The 22,754-nt window shown below is 51.4% G+C and carries 29 protein-coding genes and 1 tRNA gene; 5 read left to right on the top strand and 25 right to left on the bottom strand.

Features of this window, described 5'->3' with window-relative positions:
* Positions 1–171 precede the first annotated feature (171 nt).
* A tRNA-Glu gene (locus tag RJD28_08540) sits at positions 172–243 on the bottom strand.
* A gap of 206 nt (positions 244–449) precedes the next feature.
* On the opposite strand from RJD28_08540, the gene RJD28_08535 reads away from it, so the two are divergent.
* Positions 450–1,058, top strand: a complete 609-nt coding sequence (locus RJD28_08535) for a cytidylate kinase-like family protein (protein WNV59494.1) — start codon at positions 450–452, stop codon at positions 1,056–1,058.
* Between the two features lie 87 nt (positions 1,059–1,145).
* Here RJD28_08535 and RJD28_08530 read toward each other — a convergent pair whose 3' ends face one another.
* From RJD28_08530 to RJD28_08505, 6 genes are read right to left on the bottom strand one after another with little or no spacing between them, the layout of a single operon-like run.
* On the bottom strand, positions 1,146–1,703 hold the full coding sequence (locus RJD28_08530) for a GNAT family N-acetyltransferase (GenBank protein WNV59493.1): 558 nt from the start codon (positions 1,701–1,703) through the stop codon (positions 1,146–1,148).
* A gap of 35 nt (positions 1,704–1,738) precedes the next feature.
* Positions 1,739–2,122: a VOC family protein gene (locus RJD28_08525; protein WNV59492.1), complete on the bottom strand. Its 384-nt coding sequence runs from the start codon at positions 2,120–2,122 to the stop codon at positions 1,739–1,741.
* Between the two features lie 36 nt (positions 2,123–2,158).
* A complete protein-coding gene (locus tag RJD28_08520; protein ID WNV59491.1) occupies positions 2,159–2,821 on the bottom strand; it encodes a TrkA family potassium uptake protein in 663 nt (220 codons plus the stop codon).
* Between the two features lie 13 nt (positions 2,822–2,834).
* Positions 2,835–4,166 (bottom strand): TrkH family potassium uptake protein, encoded by a 1,332-nt coding sequence (locus RJD28_08515; protein WNV59490.1) that lies wholly within the window; start codon positions 4,164–4,166, stop codon positions 2,835–2,837.
* Positions 4,163–4,603, bottom strand: a complete 441-nt coding sequence (locus RJD28_08510; protein ID WNV59489.1) for a C-GCAxxG-C-C family protein — start codon at positions 4,601–4,603, stop codon at positions 4,163–4,165. Before RJD28_08510 ends, RJD28_08515 begins: the two co-directional genes overlap by 4 nt.
* 17 nt (positions 4,604–4,620) lie before the next feature.
* Positions 4,621–5,787 carry an aminotransferase class I/II-fold pyridoxal phosphate-dependent enzyme gene (locus RJD28_08505; GenBank protein ID WNV59488.1) on the bottom strand — a complete coding sequence of 389 codons (1,167 nt, stop codon included), beginning with the start codon at positions 5,785–5,787 and terminating at the stop codon, positions 4,621–4,623.
* 165 nt (positions 5,788–5,952) lie between these two features.
* Here RJD28_08505 and RJD28_08500 point away from each other — a divergent pair, with 165 nt between their 5' ends.
* Positions 5,953–6,285 (top strand): DUF1292 domain-containing protein, encoded by a 333-nt coding sequence (locus RJD28_08500; protein WNV59487.1) that lies wholly within the window; start codon positions 5,953–5,955, stop codon positions 6,283–6,285.
* Between the two features lie 35 nt (positions 6,286–6,320).
* Here the strand turns inward: RJD28_08500 and RJD28_08495 are convergent, their stop codons facing one another.
* The 5 genes from RJD28_08495 to RJD28_08475 all read right to left on the bottom strand — a co-directional run bounded on the left by RJD28_08495 (position 6,321) and on the right by RJD28_08475 (position 10,316).
* A complete protein-coding gene (locus tag RJD28_08495) occupies positions 6,321–7,091 on the bottom strand; it encodes a 3'-5' exonuclease (GenBank protein ID WNV59486.1) in 771 nt (256 codons plus the stop codon).
* Entirely contained in the window at positions 7,066–7,572 is a 507-nt protein-coding gene (locus tag RJD28_08490; protein ID WNV59485.1) for a 3'-5' exonuclease, read from the bottom strand. Before RJD28_08490 ends, RJD28_08495 begins: the two co-directional genes overlap by 26 nt.
* Positions 7,518–8,393 carry a UvrD-helicase domain-containing protein gene (locus RJD28_08485; protein WNV59484.1) on the bottom strand — a complete coding sequence of 292 codons (876 nt, stop codon included), beginning with the start codon at positions 8,391–8,393 and terminating at the stop codon, positions 7,518–7,520. The genes RJD28_08490 and RJD28_08485 overlap by 55 nt, the downstream gene beginning before the upstream one ends.
* Before the next feature lie 74 nt (positions 8,394–8,467).
* The gene (gltX, locus tag RJD28_08480) at positions 8,468–9,928 is read right to left on the bottom strand and encodes a glutamate--tRNA ligase (GenBank protein WNV59483.1); all 1,461 of its coding nucleotides are present in this window, start codon (positions 9,926–9,928) and stop codon (positions 8,468–8,470) included.
* Positions 9,929–10,115: 187 nt separating this feature from the next.
* Positions 10,116–10,316 carry a hypothetical protein gene (locus RJD28_08475; GenBank protein ID WNV59482.1) on the bottom strand — a complete coding sequence of 67 codons (201 nt, stop codon included), beginning with the start codon at positions 10,314–10,316 and terminating at the stop codon, positions 10,116–10,118.
* 13 nt (positions 10,317–10,329) lie between these two features.
* Here RJD28_08475 and RJD28_08470 point away from each other — a divergent pair, with 13 nt between their 5' ends.
* Positions 10,330–10,527: a hypothetical protein gene (locus RJD28_08470; protein ID WNV59481.1), complete on the top strand. Its 198-nt coding sequence runs from the start codon at positions 10,330–10,332 to the stop codon at positions 10,525–10,527.
* Between the two features lie 100 nt (positions 10,528–10,627).
* Positions 10,628–11,608: a carboxypeptidase regulatory-like domain-containing protein gene (locus RJD28_08465; protein WNV59480.1), complete on the top strand. Its 981-nt coding sequence runs from the start codon at positions 10,628–10,630 to the stop codon at positions 11,606–11,608.
* Positions 11,609–11,674: 66 nt separating this feature from the next.
* On the opposite strand, the gene RJD28_08460 is transcribed toward RJD28_08465, so the two are convergent.
* The 7 genes from RJD28_08460 to RJD28_08430 all read right to left on the bottom strand — a co-directional run bounded on the left by RJD28_08460 (position 11,675) and on the right by RJD28_08430 (position 15,754).
* On the bottom strand, positions 11,675–12,286 hold the full coding sequence (locus RJD28_08460) for a GH25 family lysozyme (protein WNV59479.1): 612 nt from the start codon (positions 12,284–12,286) through the stop codon (positions 11,675–11,677).
* Positions 12,287–12,289: 3 nt separating this feature from the next.
* Entirely contained in the window at positions 12,290–12,589 is a 300-nt protein-coding gene (locus tag RJD28_08455; protein WNV59478.1) for a hypothetical protein, read from the bottom strand.
* A gap of 2 nt (positions 12,590–12,591) precedes the next feature.
* Complete coding sequence (locus tag RJD28_08450; protein ID WNV59477.1) at positions 12,592–12,870, bottom strand: branched-chain amino acid ABC transporter permease; 279 nt, start codon at positions 12,868–12,870, stop codon at positions 12,592–12,594.
* Between the two features lie 6 nt (positions 12,871–12,876).
* The gene (locus RJD28_08445; GenBank protein WNV59476.1) at positions 12,877–13,146 is read right to left on the bottom strand and encodes a hypothetical protein; all 270 of its coding nucleotides are present in this window, start codon (positions 13,144–13,146) and stop codon (positions 12,877–12,879) included.
* 145 nt (positions 13,147–13,291) lie between these two features.
* Complete coding sequence (locus tag RJD28_08440; GenBank protein WNV59475.1) at positions 13,292–14,014, bottom strand: acyl carrier protein; 723 nt, start codon at positions 14,012–14,014, stop codon at positions 13,292–13,294.
* Between the two features lie 333 nt (positions 14,015–14,347).
* Positions 14,348–14,731: a hypothetical protein gene (locus RJD28_08435; GenBank protein ID WNV59474.1), complete on the bottom strand. Its 384-nt coding sequence runs from the start codon at positions 14,729–14,731 to the stop codon at positions 14,348–14,350.
* A gap of 33 nt (positions 14,732–14,764) precedes the next feature.
* Positions 14,765–15,754, bottom strand: coding sequence for a tyrosine-type recombinase/integrase (locus tag RJD28_08430; protein WNV59473.1), 990 nt, complete (start codon positions 15,752–15,754; stop codon positions 14,765–14,767).
* Between the two features lie 171 nt (positions 15,755–15,925).
* Here RJD28_08430 and RJD28_08425 point away from each other — a divergent pair, with 171 nt between their 5' ends.
* Positions 15,926–16,078 (top strand): hypothetical protein, encoded by a 153-nt coding sequence (locus tag RJD28_08425; protein ID WNV59472.1) that lies wholly within the window; start codon positions 15,926–15,928, stop codon positions 16,076–16,078.
* On the opposite strand, the gene RJD28_08420 is transcribed toward RJD28_08425, so the two are convergent.
* From RJD28_08420 to RJD28_08395, 6 genes are read right to left on the bottom strand one after another with little or no spacing between them, the layout of a single operon-like run.
* Complete coding sequence (locus RJD28_08420; protein ID WNV59471.1) at positions 16,079–16,612, bottom strand: hypothetical protein; 534 nt, start codon at positions 16,610–16,612, stop codon at positions 16,079–16,081. It lies immediately after the preceding gene.
* Positions 16,613–16,627: 15 nt separating this feature from the next.
* On the bottom strand, positions 16,628–17,338 hold the full coding sequence (locus tag RJD28_08415; GenBank protein ID WNV59470.1) for a hypothetical protein: 711 nt from the start codon (positions 17,336–17,338) through the stop codon (positions 16,628–16,630).
* Positions 17,310–17,543 (bottom strand): hypothetical protein, encoded by a 234-nt coding sequence (locus tag RJD28_08410; protein WNV59469.1) that lies wholly within the window; start codon positions 17,541–17,543, stop codon positions 17,310–17,312. The genes RJD28_08415 and RJD28_08410 overlap by 29 nt, the downstream gene beginning before the upstream one ends.
* Positions 17,515–19,752, bottom strand: coding sequence for a phage tail spike protein (locus RJD28_08405; protein ID WNV59468.1), 2,238 nt, complete (start codon positions 19,750–19,752; stop codon positions 17,515–17,517). Before RJD28_08405 ends, RJD28_08410 begins: the two co-directional genes overlap by 29 nt.
* A 12-nt stretch (positions 19,753–19,764) precedes the next feature.
* Entirely contained in the window at positions 19,765–20,421 is a 657-nt protein-coding gene (locus RJD28_08400) for a hypothetical protein (GenBank protein WNV59467.1), read from the bottom strand.
* Position 20,422: 1 nt separating this feature from the next.
* A complete protein-coding gene (locus RJD28_08395) occupies positions 20,423–22,702 on the bottom strand; it encodes a phage tail tape measure protein (GenBank protein WNV59466.1) in 2,280 nt (759 codons plus the stop codon).
* Positions 22,703–22,754: the final 52 nt, after the last annotated feature.

Below are 22,754 nucleotides of genomic sequence, written 5' to 3'. Positions count from 1 at the left end.
TTGTTTATCATACATCATCTCTGACAAAAATGCAAGTGTTTTTTTAATTTTTTATAATTTTTATTTTTTTCGAACGATTGTGGCGATTCAATGTCCATCAGATCCGCTTCCTCCGCAATTTCCTGTCATACAAAAAAACTCGAAAGCCATTCAACTTTCGAGTCTGTATAGTAGCTGGTAGGGGAATCGAACCCCTGTTTCCGCCGTGAGAGGGCGGCGTCTTAACCGCTTGACCAACCAGCCATGTCCTTGCGACTTGTTTATCATACATCATCTGCTGCGAAAAAGCAAGCACTTTTTTCTCATTTTTTAATATTCTTCTATTTGATTTATTTCTCAATAATTTCAGATTTTTCTTTCATTTTTTACATATTTTTGCTATAATATAGAAAACGATATGCATGTGGTATCCTGACAGAACAAAGGACACCGAAAGGGGGGCTTCCTATATGAGTAATACTATCGTCACCATCGGAAGAGAATTTGGCAGCGGCGGCCGCGTCATCGGCGAAAAGCTGGCCGCAAAGCTTGGCATTTCCTTCTATGACAAGGAACTGATCGAACTGGCTGCAGAGAAAAGCGGCATCCATCCCGACGTATTAAAGGGCGCAGACGAGGTTGCCACCAATCCGTTTTCCAGTCCTTTCACCAACCCTACCGTTGATCAGGGAACCCTCAATGACCGGCTGTTCAAATATGAACAGGATATCATCCGTGAGATTGCCGCCAAGGAATCCTGTGTCATCGTTGGCCGGTGCGCCGATTACATTCTCCGGGATCAGCCAAACTGCATCCGCGCATTCATCTATGCCGATATGCAGTATAAGATCCACCTCATCCGGGAACGCCATCACCTGAAAGACCCGGAACTCATCGAGAAGATCATCCGCCGCACGGATAAGAACCGCCGCACCTACTATCAGTACTACACCGACCAGAAATGGGGTGCCAGAGAGAACATGGATCTCATGATCAACAGCAGCCTTCTGGGCATCGACGGTTCCGTGGAACTGCTGGCAGCGGCTGTAAGACTGAAAACCGAAAGTTCCGCAGAATAAATATGATAGGATGCCATTTTCTATCATATAAAAACAAGGGGAAGTCCACCTGGGCTTCTCCTTTCTTTTCCTTGCATATTCATCACTTTACATATCCGGCATTGGTTCCACGGGCAAATTCCGCTCAAACAACCGGTACTCTGTCCAGCCGGTATCCTCATAGTACATATTTTTCGCCGCAACAAACGCAAAACCGCAGCTTCTGTAAAGCGCTTCCGCTGCCTTACAGGCGCCCAGCACATCCAGACGCACCGCTTTCTTATGTTCCTGCTCCGCCAGATCCAGCACATGTCCCACCACGATTTTCCCGATGTCTTTTCCCTGCATCCGGGGATGGACAGCCAGCGCATGAGGGATCAGCACCTCCACCGGTTCACAGGTGATCCCCCAGGGACAGCCGAGATATCCCTCGTTGCATTCGCTGTTTAAGATCACGCAGGCATATAAAACACCGCCCTCCGCCAGGGTGTATAGCTCTCCCTTTTCCAGACTGGTTTGGATAAAATCATCCGACGGATAAACGCCCTTCTCCCAGCCCAGGTTTTCATTTGCCGTATTGTTCTTATGAATGTCCTCTATCACATCCCAGTAAAACTGCCGGGTCGCCGCAAAATCACTGCTGTTCGCTTTTTGAAACTGTAACATAGATGCCTCCGGTTATGGTCTGCCTGATCTCCTGCTCAAACGGTAATCTCGATCTGGTTGTCCTCCACGGCCAGGATACAGCTTTCGTAGTAGCCGTCTCCGGTTGTTCTCGGTCCGCTGACCACCGCGTAGCCATCTGCCCGCAACCGGGCCGTCAGTGTATCCACCGCTTCTTTGCTTCCGACAGAAAAAGCAATGTGGGCATACCCGGTGCGCTCCGGCACTTTTGCATCATCAATCATCGTCGGCTTGTTCATGAGTTCCAGCCGGATGCCATCATCAAAGGTGAGAAAATACGACCGGAAACCTGTCCGGGGATTGCGATACCCGTCATTCGACTTTGCACCCAGATACTTGACAAAGAAATCCCGGGCTTCTTCCAAATGACTGACATACATGGCAACGTGTTCAATCCTCATGTGCTTCTCCTTTCTGCAGGCCGTTGTGCTTCAAAATCACTCATTAAAATTGATCTCTTTTAACAGCTTTTTGATATAACTGCGCTCGCCGACGATCATCAGATGGTCTTCCCGGTTAAAAACATAATCAGGGCCGGGCAACAGCTTCATATCCTCTCCCACCTTCGTGGCCAGAATACTGATCTGATACTTTGCCCGGAAGTCCACTTCTCTGATGGTCTTACCCACCCAGATTTCTGCCGTGGAGATCTCGTAAATGGAATACTCATCCGTCAGCTCGATGTAGTCAAACACATGACTGGAGCTCAAAGACACCGCCAGGCTCTCCGCAATGTCCCGGTCCGGATAAATAACCTCGTCCGCACCATTTCGCAGCAGAAACTTGGCATGGATATCCCGGTTGGCCTTACTGACCACATACGCGGCACCCAGCTCTTTTACCAGGCTGGTGATCTCCAGGCTGCTCTGGAAATTGGTGCCGATACAGACAATGCACATGTCAAAATTGCCCACGCCCAGACTTTTGAGTACCTCCACATTGGTACAATCGCCGATCTTGGCCGTGGTGACAATAGGCAACAGGTCTTCCAGCTTCTTTTCATCCATATCCACGATCATCACCTGATTGCCCATCTCACACAGGTTTTTGCACAGGTGATGGCCGAATTTTCCCATTCCTATCATTAAAATTGATTTCACTGTTCTCCTCCTACTATCCCACTGCTATTTTTTCCACCGGCTGCCGTACAGGCGCCGGGCGTTTTCTCTGAGAAAAAGAAAGGGCAAAGGATAAGCTTCCCACACGGCCGCAGTACATGAGAAAAATAACGAGCAGCCGGGATACCAGCCCCAGATCTCTCGTAATGCCCACGGTTATGCCCACTGTGCCGATGGCAGAAAATGCCTCAAACATGGCATCCATGGCCGACATACCGTCCGCACTGCAAATCCACAGCGATGCCACCAGCGCCAGCGTCAGATTGATCATGAGAATGGCTGATGCCCGCTTCACCGCATCTTCCTCCAGTCTCCTCCCAAATACGTTGATATCTGCCTCATGCCGCACGTTGGAACGCACGCCCAGCACCAGCACAGCCAGCGTGGTTGTCTTGATGCCGCCCGCCGTAGAGCCGGGGCTTCCGCCCACCAGCATGAAAAACAGATGAAAGAGCTTCGTTCCTTCCGAAAGTCCTGCGAGATCTACCGTATTAAACCCGGCTGTCCGCACACTGGCAGAGGCAAACAGCGCTTCCAGCAGCTGTATGGCAGGCGCCTGCCCGGCAAACAGCCTGTGACGCTCCAGCAGCCAGATGCCCAGGGCACCGCCCAATAACAGCACCGCCGTCACCGTCAGCACCAGCTTCGTCTGCATCGTATATTCCTTCCAGTGCCAGCGATACGCCACCACATCCTGCCAGACAAGGAAACCGATGCCGCCCATGACAATGAGAGCGATGAGCACACCGTTCACCAGCGGATCCGTCTGAAACCGCACGAGAGAATCATAAGGCGCATACCGCCCCATCAGGTCAAAGCCCGCATTACAGAAGGCAGAAACCGCATGAAACACGCTGTAAAACAGCCCTTCGCCCCAGCCCAGCAGCGGCACAAAACGAAAGGCCAGCAAAAAGGCGCCCAGCCCCTCGCACAGCAGTGTCCCCTTCAGCACCAGACGCACCAGCCGGACGATGCCGCCGATCCGATCACTGTTCATACTCTCCTGCAGGATGCCCCGCTCCCGCAGGCTGATCTTGCGCCGCAGGAAAAAGGAAAACAGGGTGGCAATGGTCATGAACCCCAGGCCGCCGATCTGAATGAGGATCAGGATCACCACCTGTCCGAACCGGCTCCACTGGGTGTATGTGTCCACCGTCACCAGGCCCGTCACGCAGGACGCACTGGTGGCTGTAAACAGCGCATCCAGCACAGGAACGCTTCCGTTTCTGGAAGAAAAGGGACAAAGCAAAAGCAATGTCCCCGCTGCAATCATCAGAAAAAATCCCAACGCAATAATTTGCGTCTGGGTAAATGTTTTTTTGATCATTCCTCTTCTCCGTAAAGGATTTTCCCGGCCAGCATCACCGCATCCTTGATGCAGCCGCCGCAGGAGCGTAAGACATTCCCTGTCTCCACGCCCTTTAACTCCTCACAGACAACACTGGAATTTTTCTCCTGGAATTCCTTGACGATCTCCCGGGAAAGCTTGTAGGTTGCCCCCTTGGAATCCGGGTGTTCCACATTGCCGGTGCTGTTTTTCATGCCTGCCAGCAGCACCGCGCCGGACACGGCGCCGCAGGTGCCCTTCATGCCGCCCATGCCAAGGCCAAAGCCTTCCGTCAGCTGAAACATGGTTTTCTCATCGATGCCTGCTTTGTCGCAGTAAGCGCAGGCCACTGCCTGAGCACAGTTAAATCCTCTGTCATGGTACGCCATGGCCAGAGCCACGCGATCCTCCAGCTTCATATTCTTACGATCTTCCATCGTTCATCCCCTCCGTTTTATTCCAGAATGCCGCTCTCTTTGATGACCTGCACCACTTTTTCCATGGTGGGCACGTCCAGCACCAGTGCCATACGCACATAGCCCTCGCCCAGGGAGCCAAAGCTGCTGCCCGGCACAACGATAACGCCGGATTTTTCCATCAGATCCAGGGTAAATTTCTCAGAGCTGGTATAGGAAGCCGGGATGGGTGCCCACACGAACATGGTTCCCTTGCTGTCCGGCACGTTCCAGCCGATGCTGCGCAGGCCGCCGCAAAGGGCACGGTTTCTTGCCGCATACTCTTCCTGCTGACGCTCTACGCCGTCAAAGGGGCCGTTCAGCGCTGCGATTGCCGCATCCTGTACCGGATAGAAAATACCATAGTCGATCTGGGAACGCAGGGTACGGAACTTCTGAATGATGGCTTCATTGCCCAGCACAAAGGAAACCCGGGCACCGGTCAGGTCAAAGGTCTTGGACAGGGAATAATACTCCACGCCCACCTCACTGGCACCGTCGTATTTCAGGAAAGACTGTCCCTCTCCGTCATAAATGATGTCCGCATAGGCATTGTCGTGAATGATGATAATATTGTATTTCTTTGCAAATGCGATCAGTTCCTCATAAAAGGCATCGTTGGCCGTGGCACAGACCGGATTGGCCGGGTAAGAAACCACCATCACCTTTGCCTTCTTTGCCGTCTCCTCCGGGATATCGGAAAATTTCGGCAGGAAGCCGTTTTCCTCATATAGCGGATATTTGACAATCTCGGCACCGCACAGGAACGGGCCCACCTCAAAAATCGGGTAGCCGGGGTTGGGCACCAGCACCACATCACCGGGATCGCACAGTGCCCAGCAGATATGGGTCATGGCTTCCTGGGAACCGTTCACGGCCATGATCTGTTTCGTATCCAGCTGCACGCCAAACCGTCTGTTGTAAAAATTCTGCATGGCTTCCAGCAGCGCCGGGCGCTCCACCAGAGAATACTTGTAGTTCTCCGGCTTGCTGGCAGATTCTGTCAGTGCCTGCATCACATGAGGTGCCGGTTTGAAATCCGGGGTACCAACAGAAAGATTGTAAATGGTTCTTCCCTGGGCCAGCAGCTCATTTTTCTTCTTATTCAATAATGTGAAAATTCCTTCCTGAAAGGAATCCATACGCTTTGCAAATGTGATTTCCATAATCAGTCTTCTCCCTTTTTGTATAAACTATCTACTATTTTATTGCTTTTTGCAGTAAAGTCAATATCCTCGCGCAAAAATGATTTTCAGTTGCAAATTGCTGCCGCTTCTGCTATTGTTTATTTATGGGAATCCATCAAATTCTGATGCATAAGGAGAAAAAATATGAGTGAAAATCCGTTCAAGAATCTGGAAGAAGAAGAGATCGATATGACCGTTACCCTCTGCCTGGACGACGGCAGCGAAGTGGAATGCGAAGTGCTTGCCATCTTCCCGGCAAGCAACAAGCAGATGTACGTGGCTCTGCTTCCCGTCGAGCAGGAAAGTGAGGACGAGGACGACATTTATTTATACCGGTATTCCGAGGATGCCGATGGCAATCCGGTGCTGGACAACATCGAGGACGATGAGGAATACGATATCGTTGCGGATGCTTTTGATGAGCTGATGGACAGCGAAGAATACGACGAGCTGTTCGGCGACGAGGACGACGAATAAAACAGAAGCAACACGACAGGGACGCCGATCCAGGATCAGCGTCCCTTTTCCTGTTCTGTCCTTAAAATACCCTTCTCGATACAGTAAGCCATATTCAGTGTGATCCGCCGGTGATCCCGGTCGAAAAGGATCTCCGCCTTGTCCCCCTTTATGGACAGCAGTTTCCCGGTGCCGTACACCTTATGCCAGACAGTTCCTTTTTCCTTTGCCTTTTCCCGGTCAAAAAGCAGCTCCCCGATGAAACGGGAAGGCTCCTGCCTGCGGCCGTACCGTTCCTTCACGGAACAGATGTGCAGCTCATTTTTTGCCCGGGTCATGGCCACATAAAAGAGCCGCCGCTCTTCCTCGATTTCCTGGGTAGTTACCGCCTTCTTATGGGGCGTGATCTCCTCATTGGCATCCACGATGTAAACAATGGGATATTCCAGTCCCTTGGAGGCATGCATGGTCATAAAGGCCACCGCCTCCCGGTCGGCCCGTTTTTTCTGCATCTGCCGCTGCCATTCCTGCTGATATTCTGCGATATGAGAAAACCAGGCGTCAAAGCTGTCGTAATTCTTCGCCGCCTCCATGAGCTCCTCCAGCACATCAGTCAGCTCCGATGCCGGAATGCCCCGCTGGGCTGCGTACTCCAGCAGGTACGCCTCATACCCCACCACATGCCTGATATAGTGCAGGGCCCCATAGGGGTTCATTTTGCCGATCATTTTGGCATCATACCAGAACCGGTCGATGCGCTCCTGCATCCAGTCCTTCTCCCGATAGTATTCCTCCAGATTTTCAAAGGAAAGTTGAACGCTGTTCACCGCCTCCCCGGCTGATGTACCGGTTAGGCCGGTTCATGACTCGCAGAAAATCCTTCCGCTCCCGGCCGCCCATGCCGATGCGGATATAGCTCATCATATCCAGGGCGATCCAGTGATGATAAATGTCCGGCATGCCGTCCCGGACAGAAAAGGGCACGTTAAACTCCATCATCCGATCCAGCAGCGGTCTTGCCTGATTTGCCGTCCGGTACAGCACCGCCATACTGCCCGGCGGCGTGCCGTTCTCCAGCCGTTTCCGGATATCCTCCACCAGAAAAGCTGTCTCCTCCGGCACGTTCCGAAATTCCCGCACATCCACCGGCCGCCCCGGTTTGCGGTGGGCCCGCAGTGCTTTCCGGTACCGCTCCTCGTTATGGGCGATGAGGCAGAGGGAACGGGTCACGATCTCCGCCTGGGAACGGTAATTCACATCCAGCAGCACCCGGTCTGCCTTTGGAAAATCCTCCTGAAAATGCAGCATGATCTCCGGTCTGGCCCCCGGAACCGGTAAATGGACTGGTCGTCATCTCCCACCACGAACAGATTCTGCCGCTCCCCGGCCAGCAGCCGCAGAATATCATATTGAATCCTGTTCACATCCTGAAACTCATCCACGAGAAAATACCGGAACCGGTTCTGCCAGGCCGCCAGGATATCCTTTCTCTGGGATAAAAGCTCGTAGGTGTACACCAGCATATCGTCAAAATCGATCTTCCGCATCTGCCGCATCCGCTGTTCATAACTCCGGTACAGCCGCAGGAAAACCGGCCGTTCGCACACCCTGGGCATCCACTGCTCCGACGGGATCCGGTCATTTTTCAGCAGACCGATCTCTGAGAGCACATTCTGGATAAATTCACTCTCATCCCCGATGTCCAGCGTCTCTTTTTCCAGCGCTTCCCGGATGATCTGCCGCTGCTCCTCCTCCCGGACAATGCTCTCCGCCGTATAGCCGTAGGCATATTTTAAAATCCGGAAGAAAAAGGAATGAAAGGTGGAAAAGGTCACCGGCGGCACGCTTTTTCTGCAAAGGAGCGCAAACCGCTCCCGCATCTCTTCCGCCGCCGCCCGGGTAAAGGTGATGACCAGAATGGACGTGGGCGCAATGCCCCGCACGTTCACCATCTGCTGTACCCGATGAGCAATGACCGTGGTCTTGCCCGATCCCGGTCCTGCCAGCACAAGGAGAGGGCCATCTCCATAACAGATGGCCCTCTGCTGCCCGGGGTTCCATTTCCCCGTTACGCTATTTTCCTGTGCGGTTCCTGTATTTTTCACTGATGTGTTCTGATTGCTTTCCATAGAACACTCCTTTTTTTGAACATTGTTCATTCCGACAATGTATGCTTATTCATTCCGATTGCAGGAACACAGAGTTACTGCACGACAGTCTCCAGCAGCGCAATGCCGTTCTGGATTCTGCGGATGGACTCCTCTTTTCCCAGAACCTCCAGGATCTCGGTGGCTCCCGCCGGTGTCATCTGCTTGCCGGACAGTGCGGTACGGATCGGCCACATCACCTGGCCATTCTTGTAGCCCTTCTCCTGGGCAAAGGCCAGCAGCCGCTCATAGAGCGCGTCGTTGGTGTAATCGTCCTGGGCTTCCAGCACCGGCAGCACCTCTTTCATCACGGTCAGGGAAGACTCCTCAGTGGTCTTCATTTTCTTATGGCGGTACATGGACGGATCATACTCCGGCACTTCCTCAAAGAAATCAATGAGTGGCGCAATGTCCGGGAAATACTCGATACGGGTCTGTACCATGCCGGCGATCTTCCGCAGATCCAGATCCCGATGGATGGTCTGCTGGATATACGGCTTCGCCATCTCATAGAACTTATCCGGATCCATGGCCTTGATGTATTCGCCGTTCATCCATTTTAATTTTACAATGTCAAATACCGCCGGGGACTTGTTGATCCGCCGATAATCAAAGGCCTTCACCAGCTCCGGCAGAGAATAGATCTCCCTGTCCTCCGCCGGGCTCCAGCCCAGCAGTGCCACGTAGTTCACAACTGCCTCGGATAAGAAGCCCTGCTCGATCAGATCTTCATAAGAAGAGTGACCGCTTCTCTTACTCAGCTTCTTGTGCTCCTCGTTGGTGATCAGCGGACAGTGGATGTACTCCGGCACCTCCCAGCCAAAAGCCTCATACAGGCGGTTATACTTCGGTGCAGAAGACAGATACTCGTTGCCGCGCACCACATGGGTGATGCCCATGAGATGATCGTCGATGACGTTTGCAAAGTTATAGGTAGGGAAACCGTCAGACTTGATCAGGATCATGTCGTCCAGCTCCTCATTGTTTACGGTGATATCTCCATAAATCACATCGTGGAAGGTTGTCGTTCCCTCTGTTGGCATGTTGATGCGGATGACATACGGCTTGCCCGCATCCAGATTGGCCTGGATCTCTTCTTTGGACAGATGCAGGCAGTGCTTGTCATACACGGAAATCTCCTTGCCTGCCACAACCTGTTTCAGCCCTTCCAGACGCTCCTTATCACAGAAGCAGTAATAAGCGTCGCCCTGCTCGATGAGCTGCTTCGCATATTTCATATAAATGCCCTGTCTGCAGCGCTCACTCTGCACATAGGGGCCGCAGCCGCCGTCCTTGTCCGGGCCTTCATCGTGGATAAGACCGGTCTTCTCCAGGGTACGGTAAATGATATCCACTGCGCCCTCCTGGAAACGCTCCTGGTCGGTATCCTCGATACGCAGGATAAAATCGCCGTCCTCATGCTTGGCGATCAGGTAGGTGTACAGTGCGGTTCTTAAATTGCCCACATGCATCCGGCCTGTGGGGCTCGGTGCAAATCTTGTTCTTACTTTTGCCATATGCTCTATCTCCATTTCCTCATGATATTTTTCCATTTCTGTTATCAGTGCATCCTATTATATACCATATCCTTCCGGTTTGACAAGCGCTTCCCTTTCGCAAACCTTCACAATCTCTTCAAAAGTCCGTCACATTTTTTTCACACTTACCGGGTATAGTAAATATCGTAAAAGGAAAACACCTTTTTCATAACCCTCTCTTTTTCATAGCACCGATATCCCCTCCCCCTCTTAACGGATATCGGTGTTTTTGTTTTCCCGATCTTTCGTTTTCAATATTAAGTTTTCCGTAAGAAAATCTTCGAATATCTTTCACATATTTTTTCAGATTATCTGATATGATAACTATACGATAAATAGTAATCGGATTGGATTCTTTCTTCAGCAAGGGAGGTATTTCCATGTATGAACACAATCACTTTATGAATTATATTATCCTGGCCTTAAGCGTGCTGGCTATCACGATTACCGGCATGACCTACTCTCTTTCCGCAAAGTCCGGCGTCGCTTCCAGGGAACGCCTGTCTGCGCCAACTGTGACTGTTTTGCAGGTCACGGAGGAAGATACATCTGTGGCAAACACGCCTGTATTTTTCTAGCACATAAAATAAATTTTACTTTGTGTCTGCTCTCACGAACAGGCACATTTTTTTATTCTCTGCATAGGATATGAGGAAGTTTTCTCATGCGAGGTTTTCTATGCCATCTTCTTCTCTCACCGCATTTGCACAGGACATGACGGATACCGGCCAGCTGGACGTCTCGGTTGTGTCCGCTGCCACCGCTGCCCCCGTAGCTGATGCCCAGGTTTCCATCGCTTATACCGGCGATCCTTCCGGTGCCATCGAACAGCTCACCACAGACAATAACGGCCAGACGGAGGCCGTCTCCCTGCCCGCGCCGCCGGTGGAATACAGTCTGAATCCCGACCGCCCCCAGCCCTATTCCGAATATACGCTTACCATTACGGCACCCGGCTTTGATCCGTTCCAGGTGTCCGGCGTGGAGGTACTGCCGCTGATCACGTCTCTTTATCAGGCCCGGCTTCGCCCCCGCACCCGCCCGGCGGAGGAATCCCTCTATGTCATCGGCCCCCACACGCTCTACGGGGATTATCCACCGAAAATCGCAGAAACTGAGATCAAGCCGGTTCAGGAAAGCGGGGAGATCGTTTTAAGCCGGGTGGTGGTGCCAGAAACCATTGTGGTGCACGACGGCCCGCCCACAGATCGTTCCGCCTCGGACTACTATGTTTCCTATAAGGATTACATCAAAAATGTGGCTTCCAGTGAAATCTATGCCACCTGGCCAGACGCGGCCATTCGCGCCAACATTCTGGCCATCATGTCCTTTACCCTGAACCGGGTGTACACGGAATGGTACCGGAATCGCGGCTACAATTTCACCATCACCTCTTCCACAGCCTTTGACCACAAGTGGATCCCCGGCCGGAATATTTTCGACACCATTTCTCTGGTGGTGGATGAGATTTTTGCCGACTATCTGTCCCGCCCGGGCGTGCGCCAGCCCATCCTCACCCAGTACTGTGACGGCAGGCGGGTGTCCTGTCCCAACTGGCTGACCATTCCGTTAAAACGTATGAAATTCTACTACACGCAGAAAGAGCAGGAGGTGTCAGCATTCTCCTGCTCTTTCCACTATCCAATTACTCTCACATAACTTGTGTACAGTTACAATATAACACGCAGTTCTTCCGGTGTCATCCTCTATCGTTCGACGGTTTTCTCACATATACAACACAGACAGATCCACATTGCCCTTGATGCCAGGCACCCGCCCCTGGCTGGTGAACTGCCAGCCCATGAGGTTTTTAACAAAGGTCGGCGCATATCTCTTTTCCGGATCCTGGTTGAGATACATCACGCGGTTATACGGATACCTTGCAATCCAGAACCTGCAGTCCAGCTGCGACACATCCAGCACGTTGAGATACCAGTCTTTGTTACAATACAGATCAAAGGTATACCCTGCTGCTTCGATGACCTTTCTGGCGGCCAGAATGTTCTTCGTCAGCTGGCGCTTGCCAAGCTTCCGGAGGGACTTGTCCTCCATATCCCACCAAACGGTCACCTCCGGGCCGCAGCCAACGCTCTGCAGTGCAGCTACCACCTGCTGTGCCTCTTTAATGCTGGCGGCTTCTGTGAGGGCATAGCTATACTTGTACACGTCAAATCCGATGCCGTACTTCCGACAGCCCGCCACATTATTTTTGAACTGATAATCCAGCTTGCCAGATCCCCGGACGGACCGCAGGATGGCGAAGCCGATATGCTTTGCTACCTGCTGCCAGTCGATCACGCCCTGATTGTCTGATACATCAATGATCTTTTCCATCATGGTTTACTTGCCTCCTTTGAATCGGCCCCACAGCTCCGTCAATTTCTGCCAGCCGTACATCGAAACAAACGCCACCAGGAATCCGGCCATAATCGCTGCCAGGATCGTATACCACAAAATAGCCTGCTGAACGTACTGCATGTAAGCGATAAAGGCCGTGATGGTAAGTGTCAGCGAAAGAACCAGCACCAGGGCATCTGTGGGGATCTTCGCTAACAGCCCCACGCCTTTAAACACTTCTGTTATCACGGACACGCAAAACGCCAAAACACCGATTGCTAAAATAATTGTCTCAATACTCATATTCATTCCTCCTGATCGTGTGCCTGCTTATTGATATGCTTCTCGATCTTGTCAATGGCTTCTGTCACAGGGCCGTTGCAGCCCTGTTCTTTTAAGCCTTTAAGACAAGCCAGAATGCCATATGTCAGCAGGCACTGTTCTGATTTTAATTTTTCAATTTCTGTATCCTGTCGATTCTGCCGCAGATACCAACGATACACTGCAAAAACGACAGAAAAAATGGCCCCGATTGCTGCCAGCAGGCTCGCGGCCGTAATGATTGTATTTACATCCACATACATTTGTCTTTATCCCTCTCTGTGCCGCCACAGGCAGTAATGTGGCCGCTCCTCGGCAAATATCAGATACCGCAGCCAGTCGTCCAGGATGATAGCCGCCACAGCCACCAGAATCCACAACAAGCTGTACGGCAGGCAGATTTGTCCCAGGACATTGCCCGGCATTCCGCTGTAGTCCCATACATGCCACCCCAGCGCCAGGTTGACAATGCAACCGGTCAGGAACTCCAAGGATGTGATAATCCCGGCCCCGATCAGCGCCTGCTGCCACAGTGGCATACACCATGGTATCAGCTCATTGATCAAGCCGATCAGGACGAAACAAAGGCCGCCCAAACAAAACATTGTCCAGTGCGACCGACCGCGCCAAATCAGCTCCATACCTATGTACAGCCATCCTCCGATCACCCACAAGATAACACTCTTAAGATACTGCCTCACTCACATCATCTTCCTTTGCGCTTGCCGCAATCTTGGCCAGATAATCCTTCAACACTTCGGACTGGTATGCAACCGGTACATCAGCACCGTAATGGATTTCCAGCAGAGCATCCTTGTCAGCTGCCGCCTGGATCCACATGTTGATGCTGTTACAGTACGTCCGATGGTAACCGATCCAAAACATGGTTTGCTGCACGATAAGGCCAATCTCATCCGGCGTGTAGTACCTGCACGGCTGACCATCCTCATGGTACGCAATCTGCTGTTCTCCTGCGGTGACCGCCGCCTGGCTCCCGATCAGATTAATCTGGTCGTTGGCCGTCAGAGAAAAATGTTCTACACCTCCCGGAAGCTGCACATCAACACCCTTGGCAATGGTCTGCTCACAGGCGGCACTCACTTCCTGCTTTTTGGCCATTTTAAGCTCATCAAGTGTAGGCTCATAGATCGGTTCTGGATCTGGCTCTGCAGGTGGCTCATACACGCTGCCGTCATTGGATAAGATGTATCCATTTTCAAGCGCCTGGTATACGGTGCTATAACCACTGTAGGCCCCGAACACATTACCAGCATCATTGGCAAGCTTGAACTCAACCAGCAGCTCCGCAGAAGGGGTATCTCCGTCAAAAGTGAGCACCACCCTGTTCTGGCCCTCTGGATAGCATCTGCCGGTTACGATTTCTTCATTCTTTAAAATAATATTCAATTCTTCATCCTTTCCGAACCGAAACACGAATATTGGCAAGCATGGAACTTATGATAAGCTGCTGTCCTACTCCGGCACCGAACAGTCAAGCTATACAGTATCAGACATGAGCAAATATCGATACTTGTATGTTGTAGAACAATATGCAGATGGAGTGTCTATATACAGACAAGCTTTTGTACCAATAGAATTATTTCGATCATCCTGCAATACTGGATATAATTCTTGGCTGTCAACGGATCGTTTCCAGTTGAGATGGGAAAATAAAACACGGCTGCAGGCAGCTAGAGTATCTGGAACCACAGGACGCGTTTTAACCGTATATGGTGTGTATTAAAATGAAGAATCCGTCAAATAGGTAAAACCAAACCTGCAAATAGAGGTTCCACTATAAGCGGAACCATAATTGTATAAGGCCACTCGCCCATCTGGAAACACTGTGATCTGATAGTCGGAATTGCGGCTGGATGCAACAATGGCCCGTCGCATTGGGCGAAATGGTGCATCCAACGTGGCAATAGTTGTTTCACCTGCAGGAGCTCTAGTGATATCGCCCGTATAATTTACTGATACGACATTTCCAATCCTATCAGCATACATTGTTCCTGCCAATAATCCTCCGGTATACTGCTTTGATACGGTAGATAATTTCGTGTTTCGATATTCTCTTTTCAAGGTTCCTCGGTTGCAAAAAGGCACAACAAAAGCGCCTGACACTGCCAGACGTCTCCTGTACTTGTTTTAAATTACTTATGCAGCATACTTTTGATACGCAGCTTTAACAGTATTACGGCTGTACACATAATAGATCTGCGTGGTACTGATGGATTCGTGGCCCAGCAGCTGCTGCACGTCCTGTATATTGCAGCCACGATTGATCAAGTGCGTGGCCATTGTCCGGCGGTACCGATGCGGATGCACATTACTCACCCCGGCCCTGCGGCCCAGGTCGCGGATTACTCTCTCAATCCCCGCCTTTTGCAAACGTTTGGCCGCTCTCATGGATACAAACAATGATTCTCCGGCATCAGATCTGCTCTGCAGATATTCCCGCAAATACATGGCACAGCGCTCCGTTATATACACAATCCGCTCCTTGTTTCCCTTGCCAAGCACACGCACCTCTAGCCGCTCGAAATCCACATCCAAAATATTCAAAGCCACCACTTCCGATACTCTCGTACCGGTTGCGTATAAAAACTCTACCAAGGCAATGTCCCGCTTTGTTTTACAGGCGTTCCTGATCCGTTCCAACTCCACGGCACTGAGATCTCTCTTTACCTTTTTCTGGCTGTGGATCATCTTAAGTGCCGCCGCTGGATCCCTCTGTATGTGGCCCTCCGCCGCCAACCATTTAAAATACGCCCTGATGTACCGCCGCACATTGTCCAACGTGTTGTTGGCAACCTTGCGCACGCGCTTATAACATGCCAAATAATACCGTAAATCATACAGTGATATCTCCTCTTCTGGTTTACCTGAAAACGCCAGCAGCATCCGAATATGACGTCCGTACTGATCAAGCGTGCTCTCGGCCTTGCCCTCCATCCGCAGCGTGGCCAAGTACATACTCAGGTAGTCTCTCCTGACGATTGCTTCCGTCAGCTCTGTGCACCGCTCCTGCAGCTCATACCTATTTAGGCAGATCGTTATCGCATCTTCCACCCGCCGCAATACATCTTGTGCAATGCCTCCCAGCGCCTGCAATACTTCATCAATCACCTGTGATCTGATATCCATGTCTCCGTCCTCCGTTTTTGGCTTTATTATAAGCCTGCGGGCATTAAACATCGAAACACGAATATTGCAAACAAAACATCACTTAAAGGATTTTCAAGTGGCCAGAAAATAGATTTTGACTTTAGACCATTCGGGCGGAACATCGCTCGGATGCGCGTGGCAGATACTACTATGTTTGATCTGGTGCCCAATAATGCAGACAGCAGTACAAATAACAAAATCACAAACCTTAAAGTGGATTACAGCGGCACGCCCTGGAAACTGTCTGTGGATGTTTACATTGATGGCAGGACTTACACCAAGACAATCAATTTTGACGCATGATTAAATATATAAAAAGATCGCCCTGACGTACAGGTTCTGATTGACCGAAGAATATAAGCGTATGCTTTTACCATCGTCGCTTGTGCCGATGCTTATTATCGTGTTATCCCATCCGGCAGATGCCGCCACCAATTCTGGGATGACGCATAAAACAGTGCCTCCTGAAAAGTCAGCATCCCCTGGGGTAAAAAGCACTGTTTTACCAGCCGGCGCCGAGTATGCTTTGTAAGTAGTTTTTACCTTTATAGCACTGTCTTTGGTCGTGGCAATATTCGTGTTTAGCTGCGCGAAACCGCCCTTGATTGCCAGTGCATCCACCAGATATCCGGCCTCCGTGGCCGCCATGACCTCATCGTAGCTGCTCAGGATCCAAGCCGCCAGCTTACCCTTCACCCACGCAAAAAATGTACTTAACTTGCTTCGTTTCGTTGGCTGTGTCTCCGGCTCCACGATCAACAGCGCATCGTCCGTCAAGCCCTCCGCCTGGGCTTCTTCCAGATCTGTAATTTTTGTTCCCAAAACGTTATTTGCCATAATCGCTCATCTCCTTTATACTTCGCCCGATGTAATGATAGCTCTTGACATTGACCGTGCCAGAAGCTCTATTGCCTCCTGCACATTGGTCACTCCCAGACCTGCTGTTGTATCGTCAAAATTTGTATTTGCTGCATCCCCGCCTGGTTCACCTTTTGGCCCCGTGGCGCCCCGCGGGATTGCGAAATCAAATATCGCGTCCGTGTTGGTGCCGCTGTTGGTCACCTTTGCTTCGCCACCGGGATCACTGGTCGTTACTTTTCCAACTTTTATGGTGGAGCGGTCACCCTTCTCTCCCTTCTGGACGGTTTTCTTGATTGCTTCCAACTCTTGTAAAGATTTCTGCAAGGCCGTGAATTCATCTAAGCTTTCGATGGCCTCGTTGTCGATGTTGCTCGGATACACCAACAGCCGGAAGATCGGCGTGGACAAGACACCGTCCGCATCAATGATCTGTATCTCCGCCTCTGCCTCCCCGGCCACCGCCAGAGACTGCGTCCGAAGAGGCACAACCACTTTCTCCCCGTCCATGGTGCAGACGTTGTAGATCTTTGTGCCGTCCGGTTTCTTGATATAGATTTTTGGTACCGCATCCGGGATGACAATGGAGCTGTCAGCCTTTAACGTAACCGCAACCTCCCGGCAACTATCCCCCTGCTTGGCCTTTACGACGGGCAGTGGATCCGGCTGCATAAGGTCAACCGTTACCTCGGTTCTTATCTTCATCCGCTGCCTCCTTCTTTTCCTTTTCCAGTTCTGCCTCGTAGCTTCGCCGGTCACAGGCCAGCTCCTGCTGCGCCGCCGCAGAAAGCTCCCTGTGGATGCCGGCAAGTACCGGTTCCAGGATTGTGGCCGGAAGCTGCGCAGCATTGATCTCCCGCCACACAGCACGCCGCATATCATCAAGCGCAACTGTTACTGGTTTTTCCATATAAATCATCCACCCTTTCACTTAAAAACTGGAATGCTGCCACCATATCGGCAAGCAGCTCATCATATTCCAGGCAATATCTCTTTTGTTTCCTCTTGCCCGGTAGAACAAACTCATCCACCACCGCCCAGTCCGCATACATAGCATCCTTTAGATCCTGAGCGATAAACCCGTGGTGGTAGCGGTCGAAATCTTTTTTTACCGCATTTTTCCGGTAGCGATATTCCGCCGGAGCCAGATGCAGAATAAAGTCGTATGCCTTCTCTCTGTCCAGCCTGCGGATAGATCTCTTCAACCGCCGATCTGATGCCGTTGTGCCTTTCACCTCCCGGCCATTCTCGTCATACAGCGTGGCACCGCAATGCACTTCATAGGTGTTATAAGGTCCCAGCATCAGGTTGCCATCCACCGCATTGACCATCACATCCTGCCCATTTGACAATACCTGGAACTGCGCATAGCTGCTGTAGTCCGTAGAGATGCCGCCGCCCGGTTCGAATAGAAGACCGTTGCCGATGACGTAGGCTTTACGCATAACTGCAGTCCCAGCCTTGTCCACCTCGAACATGGACACACCGTTTTCCACCTGTCCCAGGGCAATGCCCTCCACGCCCAGGTAAACGCCGTCTGAATTGTATCCCAGCGCTGTTTTCCCGCCGGAATAAAGTTTCCCTGCAGCGATCACAAATCCGCCGGTGCCGCCGATGTACCCGGTGTTGGCCGTTATGCTGCCCGTAATTGTGGCATCTGTGGCCTGCAGCTTTCCTTCACTGGATACGATAAACTTATCTGCCAGATTGATGCTGCCCTTAAACATTTTCAACCCGGTATTGTCCATGATGGCAATGTTCTGGTTGCCGGCATCCCGCAGGTAAAACGTACCATTCCCATTGGAAGCGCCGCCCAGGATCAGGGTCCCGCCCCGGATCCGATCACAGGACATGGTGCCCACGGTGATGTAATTGGCCACGATTGCACCGTCCATAGTGATGGCCGTGCCATACGGTCCATTGTATCCGTTGCCACTGTATCCTAGGCCACCCATGTTCCAGCGCCAGACTTTTGTCGCGGTTTCCTTGTTGGGCTTGTCCATGATCAGAAGCTCCGTCACGTTCCCGTCTGCATCCTTCGGCAATACAACATAGCCCTTCTCTGCCAGACTGATCCTCGTCGTTGCATTGTCAATGGCAGCCTGCATCTGTCTCCGGAAGGGGCTGGACGGATTGTCCTGGTTATACTCCAACTGCTTGACCGTGCTCATAATCTTCGGTGCTACCGTTGACAGCGTCACCACATTTTTCTCCGGATAAAATGGATACCGGCGATATTGCACAATCTGGTGATTGATGGTTATCCCCTTGATGTCGTCCACCAGCCGGATCACCTGCATGAGTGCAAAATTCTGATGCCCATACAGTTCCGGATTTGTTTTGGCCAGATCCAGCACGTCGCAGGAATACGATATTTCCGGCACCGCCAGCTCCTTCAGCTTCTTTTTCATATCAGCCAGCAGATTCTCAACGATGGTATACCGTTCATCTTTCCAATAGACAGATATCACCTTGTCGGAATAAGTATGATCTTCCACATAGGGACTTCCGTCATTGATGGATGCCACAGACATGCCGTCCTTTCCGTATCCATACAAGCGGGTAGCAAAACTGGAACTCTTGCCTTTGTAATTTACTTCCTTCAGGTTCAGATCCCGGGACGCAAAAGCGCCCAGCGGTACAAACGCATCCGGATCCCAGATGTGCACTTGCTTATGCTTGACATCATACCGGATCACCACACTGTAAGTGCTTGCACACTCCTGAATCACATCCAGCGGCGTCCCTGCATCCAATTTGATCGTGCGCCTGTTATTGATATAAGAATGATCCACCACCGTCCACCCGGATGGCAGCACCCCTTCTATTGTCCCGGCCACCGTATCGCTGTCATTGGCATACGGCACACGCATGTCTGCCTTTAAAGCATCAAGATTCAGCTGACACTTGATTTTCGCCTGTGTTTTTCCGGCATCAATGGCCTTTACCAGATATGGCTGCTCATATTCAATGACAGCTTCTTCCAGGATCGCCTTGTAAGCCGGATCCTCCACCGGAATATCAAAAACAAGCTCATCCAGACCGGACCAGAGCTCGTCTATGTAAAAATCATCAATATTCAAAACGGGGTTGTCTGCCCCGTTTAAAAGCTTTAACACTTTATCACCGCCTTAAAAATACGCAGGATAATACTCTGTGGTAACCGAATCTTTGCAGTCAATATTGTTGATGCCCGGCACCAGATACGGAAATTGCAGCCACTCTGCCCGCTGCGCTGCCGGTACGCCATTGACCAGAATCCGCTTGGTAATTCCGTCCACTTTTAAAACTTCCCCTGCTGTCACCGAGGGAAAAGTCACTGTTCCCAGCCTATAATTTTCCCCAGATGATCCCACTGTTGCAGTCAGGATGCAATCCGTTTTCGGAAGCGTGCTCTCGCAAAACAGCCTGCTTCCCATCACGGTCTGCAGCGCGCCGTGCTTGTATCCAACAAAAGAGAACGTTGCGTCCATGACACCTTCCGTCACATACGTTTCAGCACCCACGGAGGTTAAAATGCACCGGTATCGCTTTTCATCCGGCATAATCAGCTCCAGAACGCCCAGCAAGCTTGCACAGAACATAGAATACCGCGTGTACGTTTCGTCGCTGGTCTTTCCGAAGAAAGTCAACTTAACCGTAAGGGTCTTCAGGCCGATCTTTTGACCAAGTAAAACCAAAGACCGGCCATTATCCGCATAGGAGGAATTGATCTCCGTCCCGGACACACTGTAATCTTGCTGCAGCATAGCGTTGTATTCCGATATGGGTACATTATTGACAAACAATTTATAATCCCTCCCATGCTAACTGCTCATTGGTAAATTCTGCCATTCCCCTGGCCATCTCCCGGCCATCCAGATATACCGGCACTTCCACGCGCCACCGTCTCGATCTGCCATCTGGCTGCTCCCCGTTATCATCCGGTTCGCCAGGACTGTATTTCTCCGTTGCCTCTGCCCCGGCAGCCTCAGCTTTTCGGTACGCACCGTCCTGCATAGCTTCCACTGCCCGGGATGCACTCTGTCTGGACACTTTTTCCAGTCCCGGCGTCTCATCCTCAATGCCGACATTGATACCAGCGACCATATTCCGACCAATCACGTCCCGCATAACCTTGGATGGGGAATGAATGCCCAGAAAGCTCTTGGCGGCATTCAGCGCCGCTTTCGCCACGCTCTTGGCCGCATTGACCACTGCGCCGATGCCGTTCTTCAATCCATTTACAATACCCTTGATGATATTGCTGCCAATGCTTGACCAGTCAATATTAAACGGATTTTTGATCTGCTGGATCAAATCTCGCACTGCACTGCCAATACTGGAAAACATGGATCTCAGACCAGAACCCAAACCCTTGATAATGTTCGCGCCTGTACTGAACAAATTCAGCAGAGAAATTGTATTCAGGATTGCCTGTACAATCTCTCCGGCGTTGGCAATGATCGTCGGGATGCTGCTGATGATACCTCGGCCAAGTGTGATCAGAATCTGCACGCCTGCAGCCAGGATTTTCGGCAGCGCCCCGTACACAGCCGCGGTGAAACTATTGATCAGCCGCGGTACCTGCTCGATGAGCGTGGGCAGTGAATTTGCAATGCCCTGTACCAACGCCAGAATAATCTGTATACCAGCATCCAGAACGGATGGCAAATTGTCTATAATTCCCTGCGCAAATGTCAGCAGCATCTGCAATGCAACCGGTACCAGCTGCGGCAACTGTTCCACCACACCAGTAATCAGATCGGATACCAGCTGCTGACCTGCAGCTAAGATCTGCGGCATGCCGGATGCAATACCGGAAATAATAGAGCTCAGCAACGAAGTTGCCAGCGCCAATACATTCGGCAGCTGCTCCACTGCGCCGGTGATCAGGTTACCAATTAATTCTCCGCCTGCGGAAACAAGTCCCTCCACACCGCCAGATTTAAACGCGTCTGTCAGCTCATTGATAGCATCAATGCCAAGCTGTGCAAATCCCGTCAAAGGTTCCTGGATGGATTCGTAGATTTCTATACCCAGCCCTTCTGCAGAGGATTTTAAAATTGTAAGCTGACCCTGCAGATTGTTTTGCATGGTCTCCGCCATCTGGGCTGAGGCCCCATCGCAGTTATATATAGCCTGCTTTAATTTATCAAAATCATCATCTGACGCTCCGACAATAGCCAACAATCCGGACATGGCTTCCTGCCCGGCCAGCGATGCTGCCACATTGGCGCTCTCCGCTTCGGAAAGCCCGGAAAACCCTTTCCGGAGATCCAGCATGATCTGATCCAGAGACTTCATGTTGCCCTGGTTGTCTGTGAGAGACACACCCAGTCGGTCCATTGCCCCCTGAACTTCCTTTGTCGGCTTTGCCAGTCGGGACATCATACTTCTAAGAACAGTTCCTGCCTGGCTTCCTTTGATTCCGGCATTGGCCATCAATCCAATGGCCACCGCTGTATCTTCTGCAGAATATCCCAGCGCCCCGGCAACCGGCGCAACATACTTAAATGTTTCACCCATCAGCGAAACGTTGGTATTTGCGTTGCTGGATGCCTGCGCCAGCACATCTGCGAAATGCGTGGAATCTGCCGCCGACAGCCCGAACGCCGTCAATGCATCTGTCACAATATCCGAAGTGGTTGCCAGATCTTCACCGGAAGCAGCTGCCAAGTTCATGATGCCCTCAATGCCGGAAAGCATGTCTGTGGTCTTCCACCCGGCCATCGCCATGTACTCCATGGCCTGTGCCGATTCGGAAGCACTGAATTTTGTGGCAGCGCCCATCTCCTTGGCTTTTTCTGTCAGCTGCGAAAGCTCATCCCCGGTAGCACCGGAAATGGCCGAGACCTTGGACATCTCCGCCTCAAAGGCTGCGCCCACCTTTACGGACGCCCCAAGACTGGTGGCAATGACCCCAGTAGCTGCGGTAACAGCACCTGCAGCAAGCTTCGCAACTGCTACCGTCGTGCTGCCAATCGCGCCAAAACCTTTCTTGGCAAAACTGCCCAGGCCGGAGACCTCTTCCTTGAAGCCTTTATCATCAAGCTTTACTCCAATTTTAACGTTTCCGTCGTTTGCCAATGCGTACCATCTCCTTTTTGCAGGAGGCAATAATCATCGGCACATAATGGCA

Source organism: Oscillospiraceae bacterium NTUH-002-81, from assembly GCA_032620915.1.
In the GTDB taxonomy this organism is placed as follows: domain Bacteria; phylum Bacillota; class Clostridia; order Lachnospirales; family Lachnospiraceae; genus JAGTTR01.
Note: the sequence above shows the minus strand (reverse complement) of the source record. Positions and strands in the feature narration are given on the sequence as shown.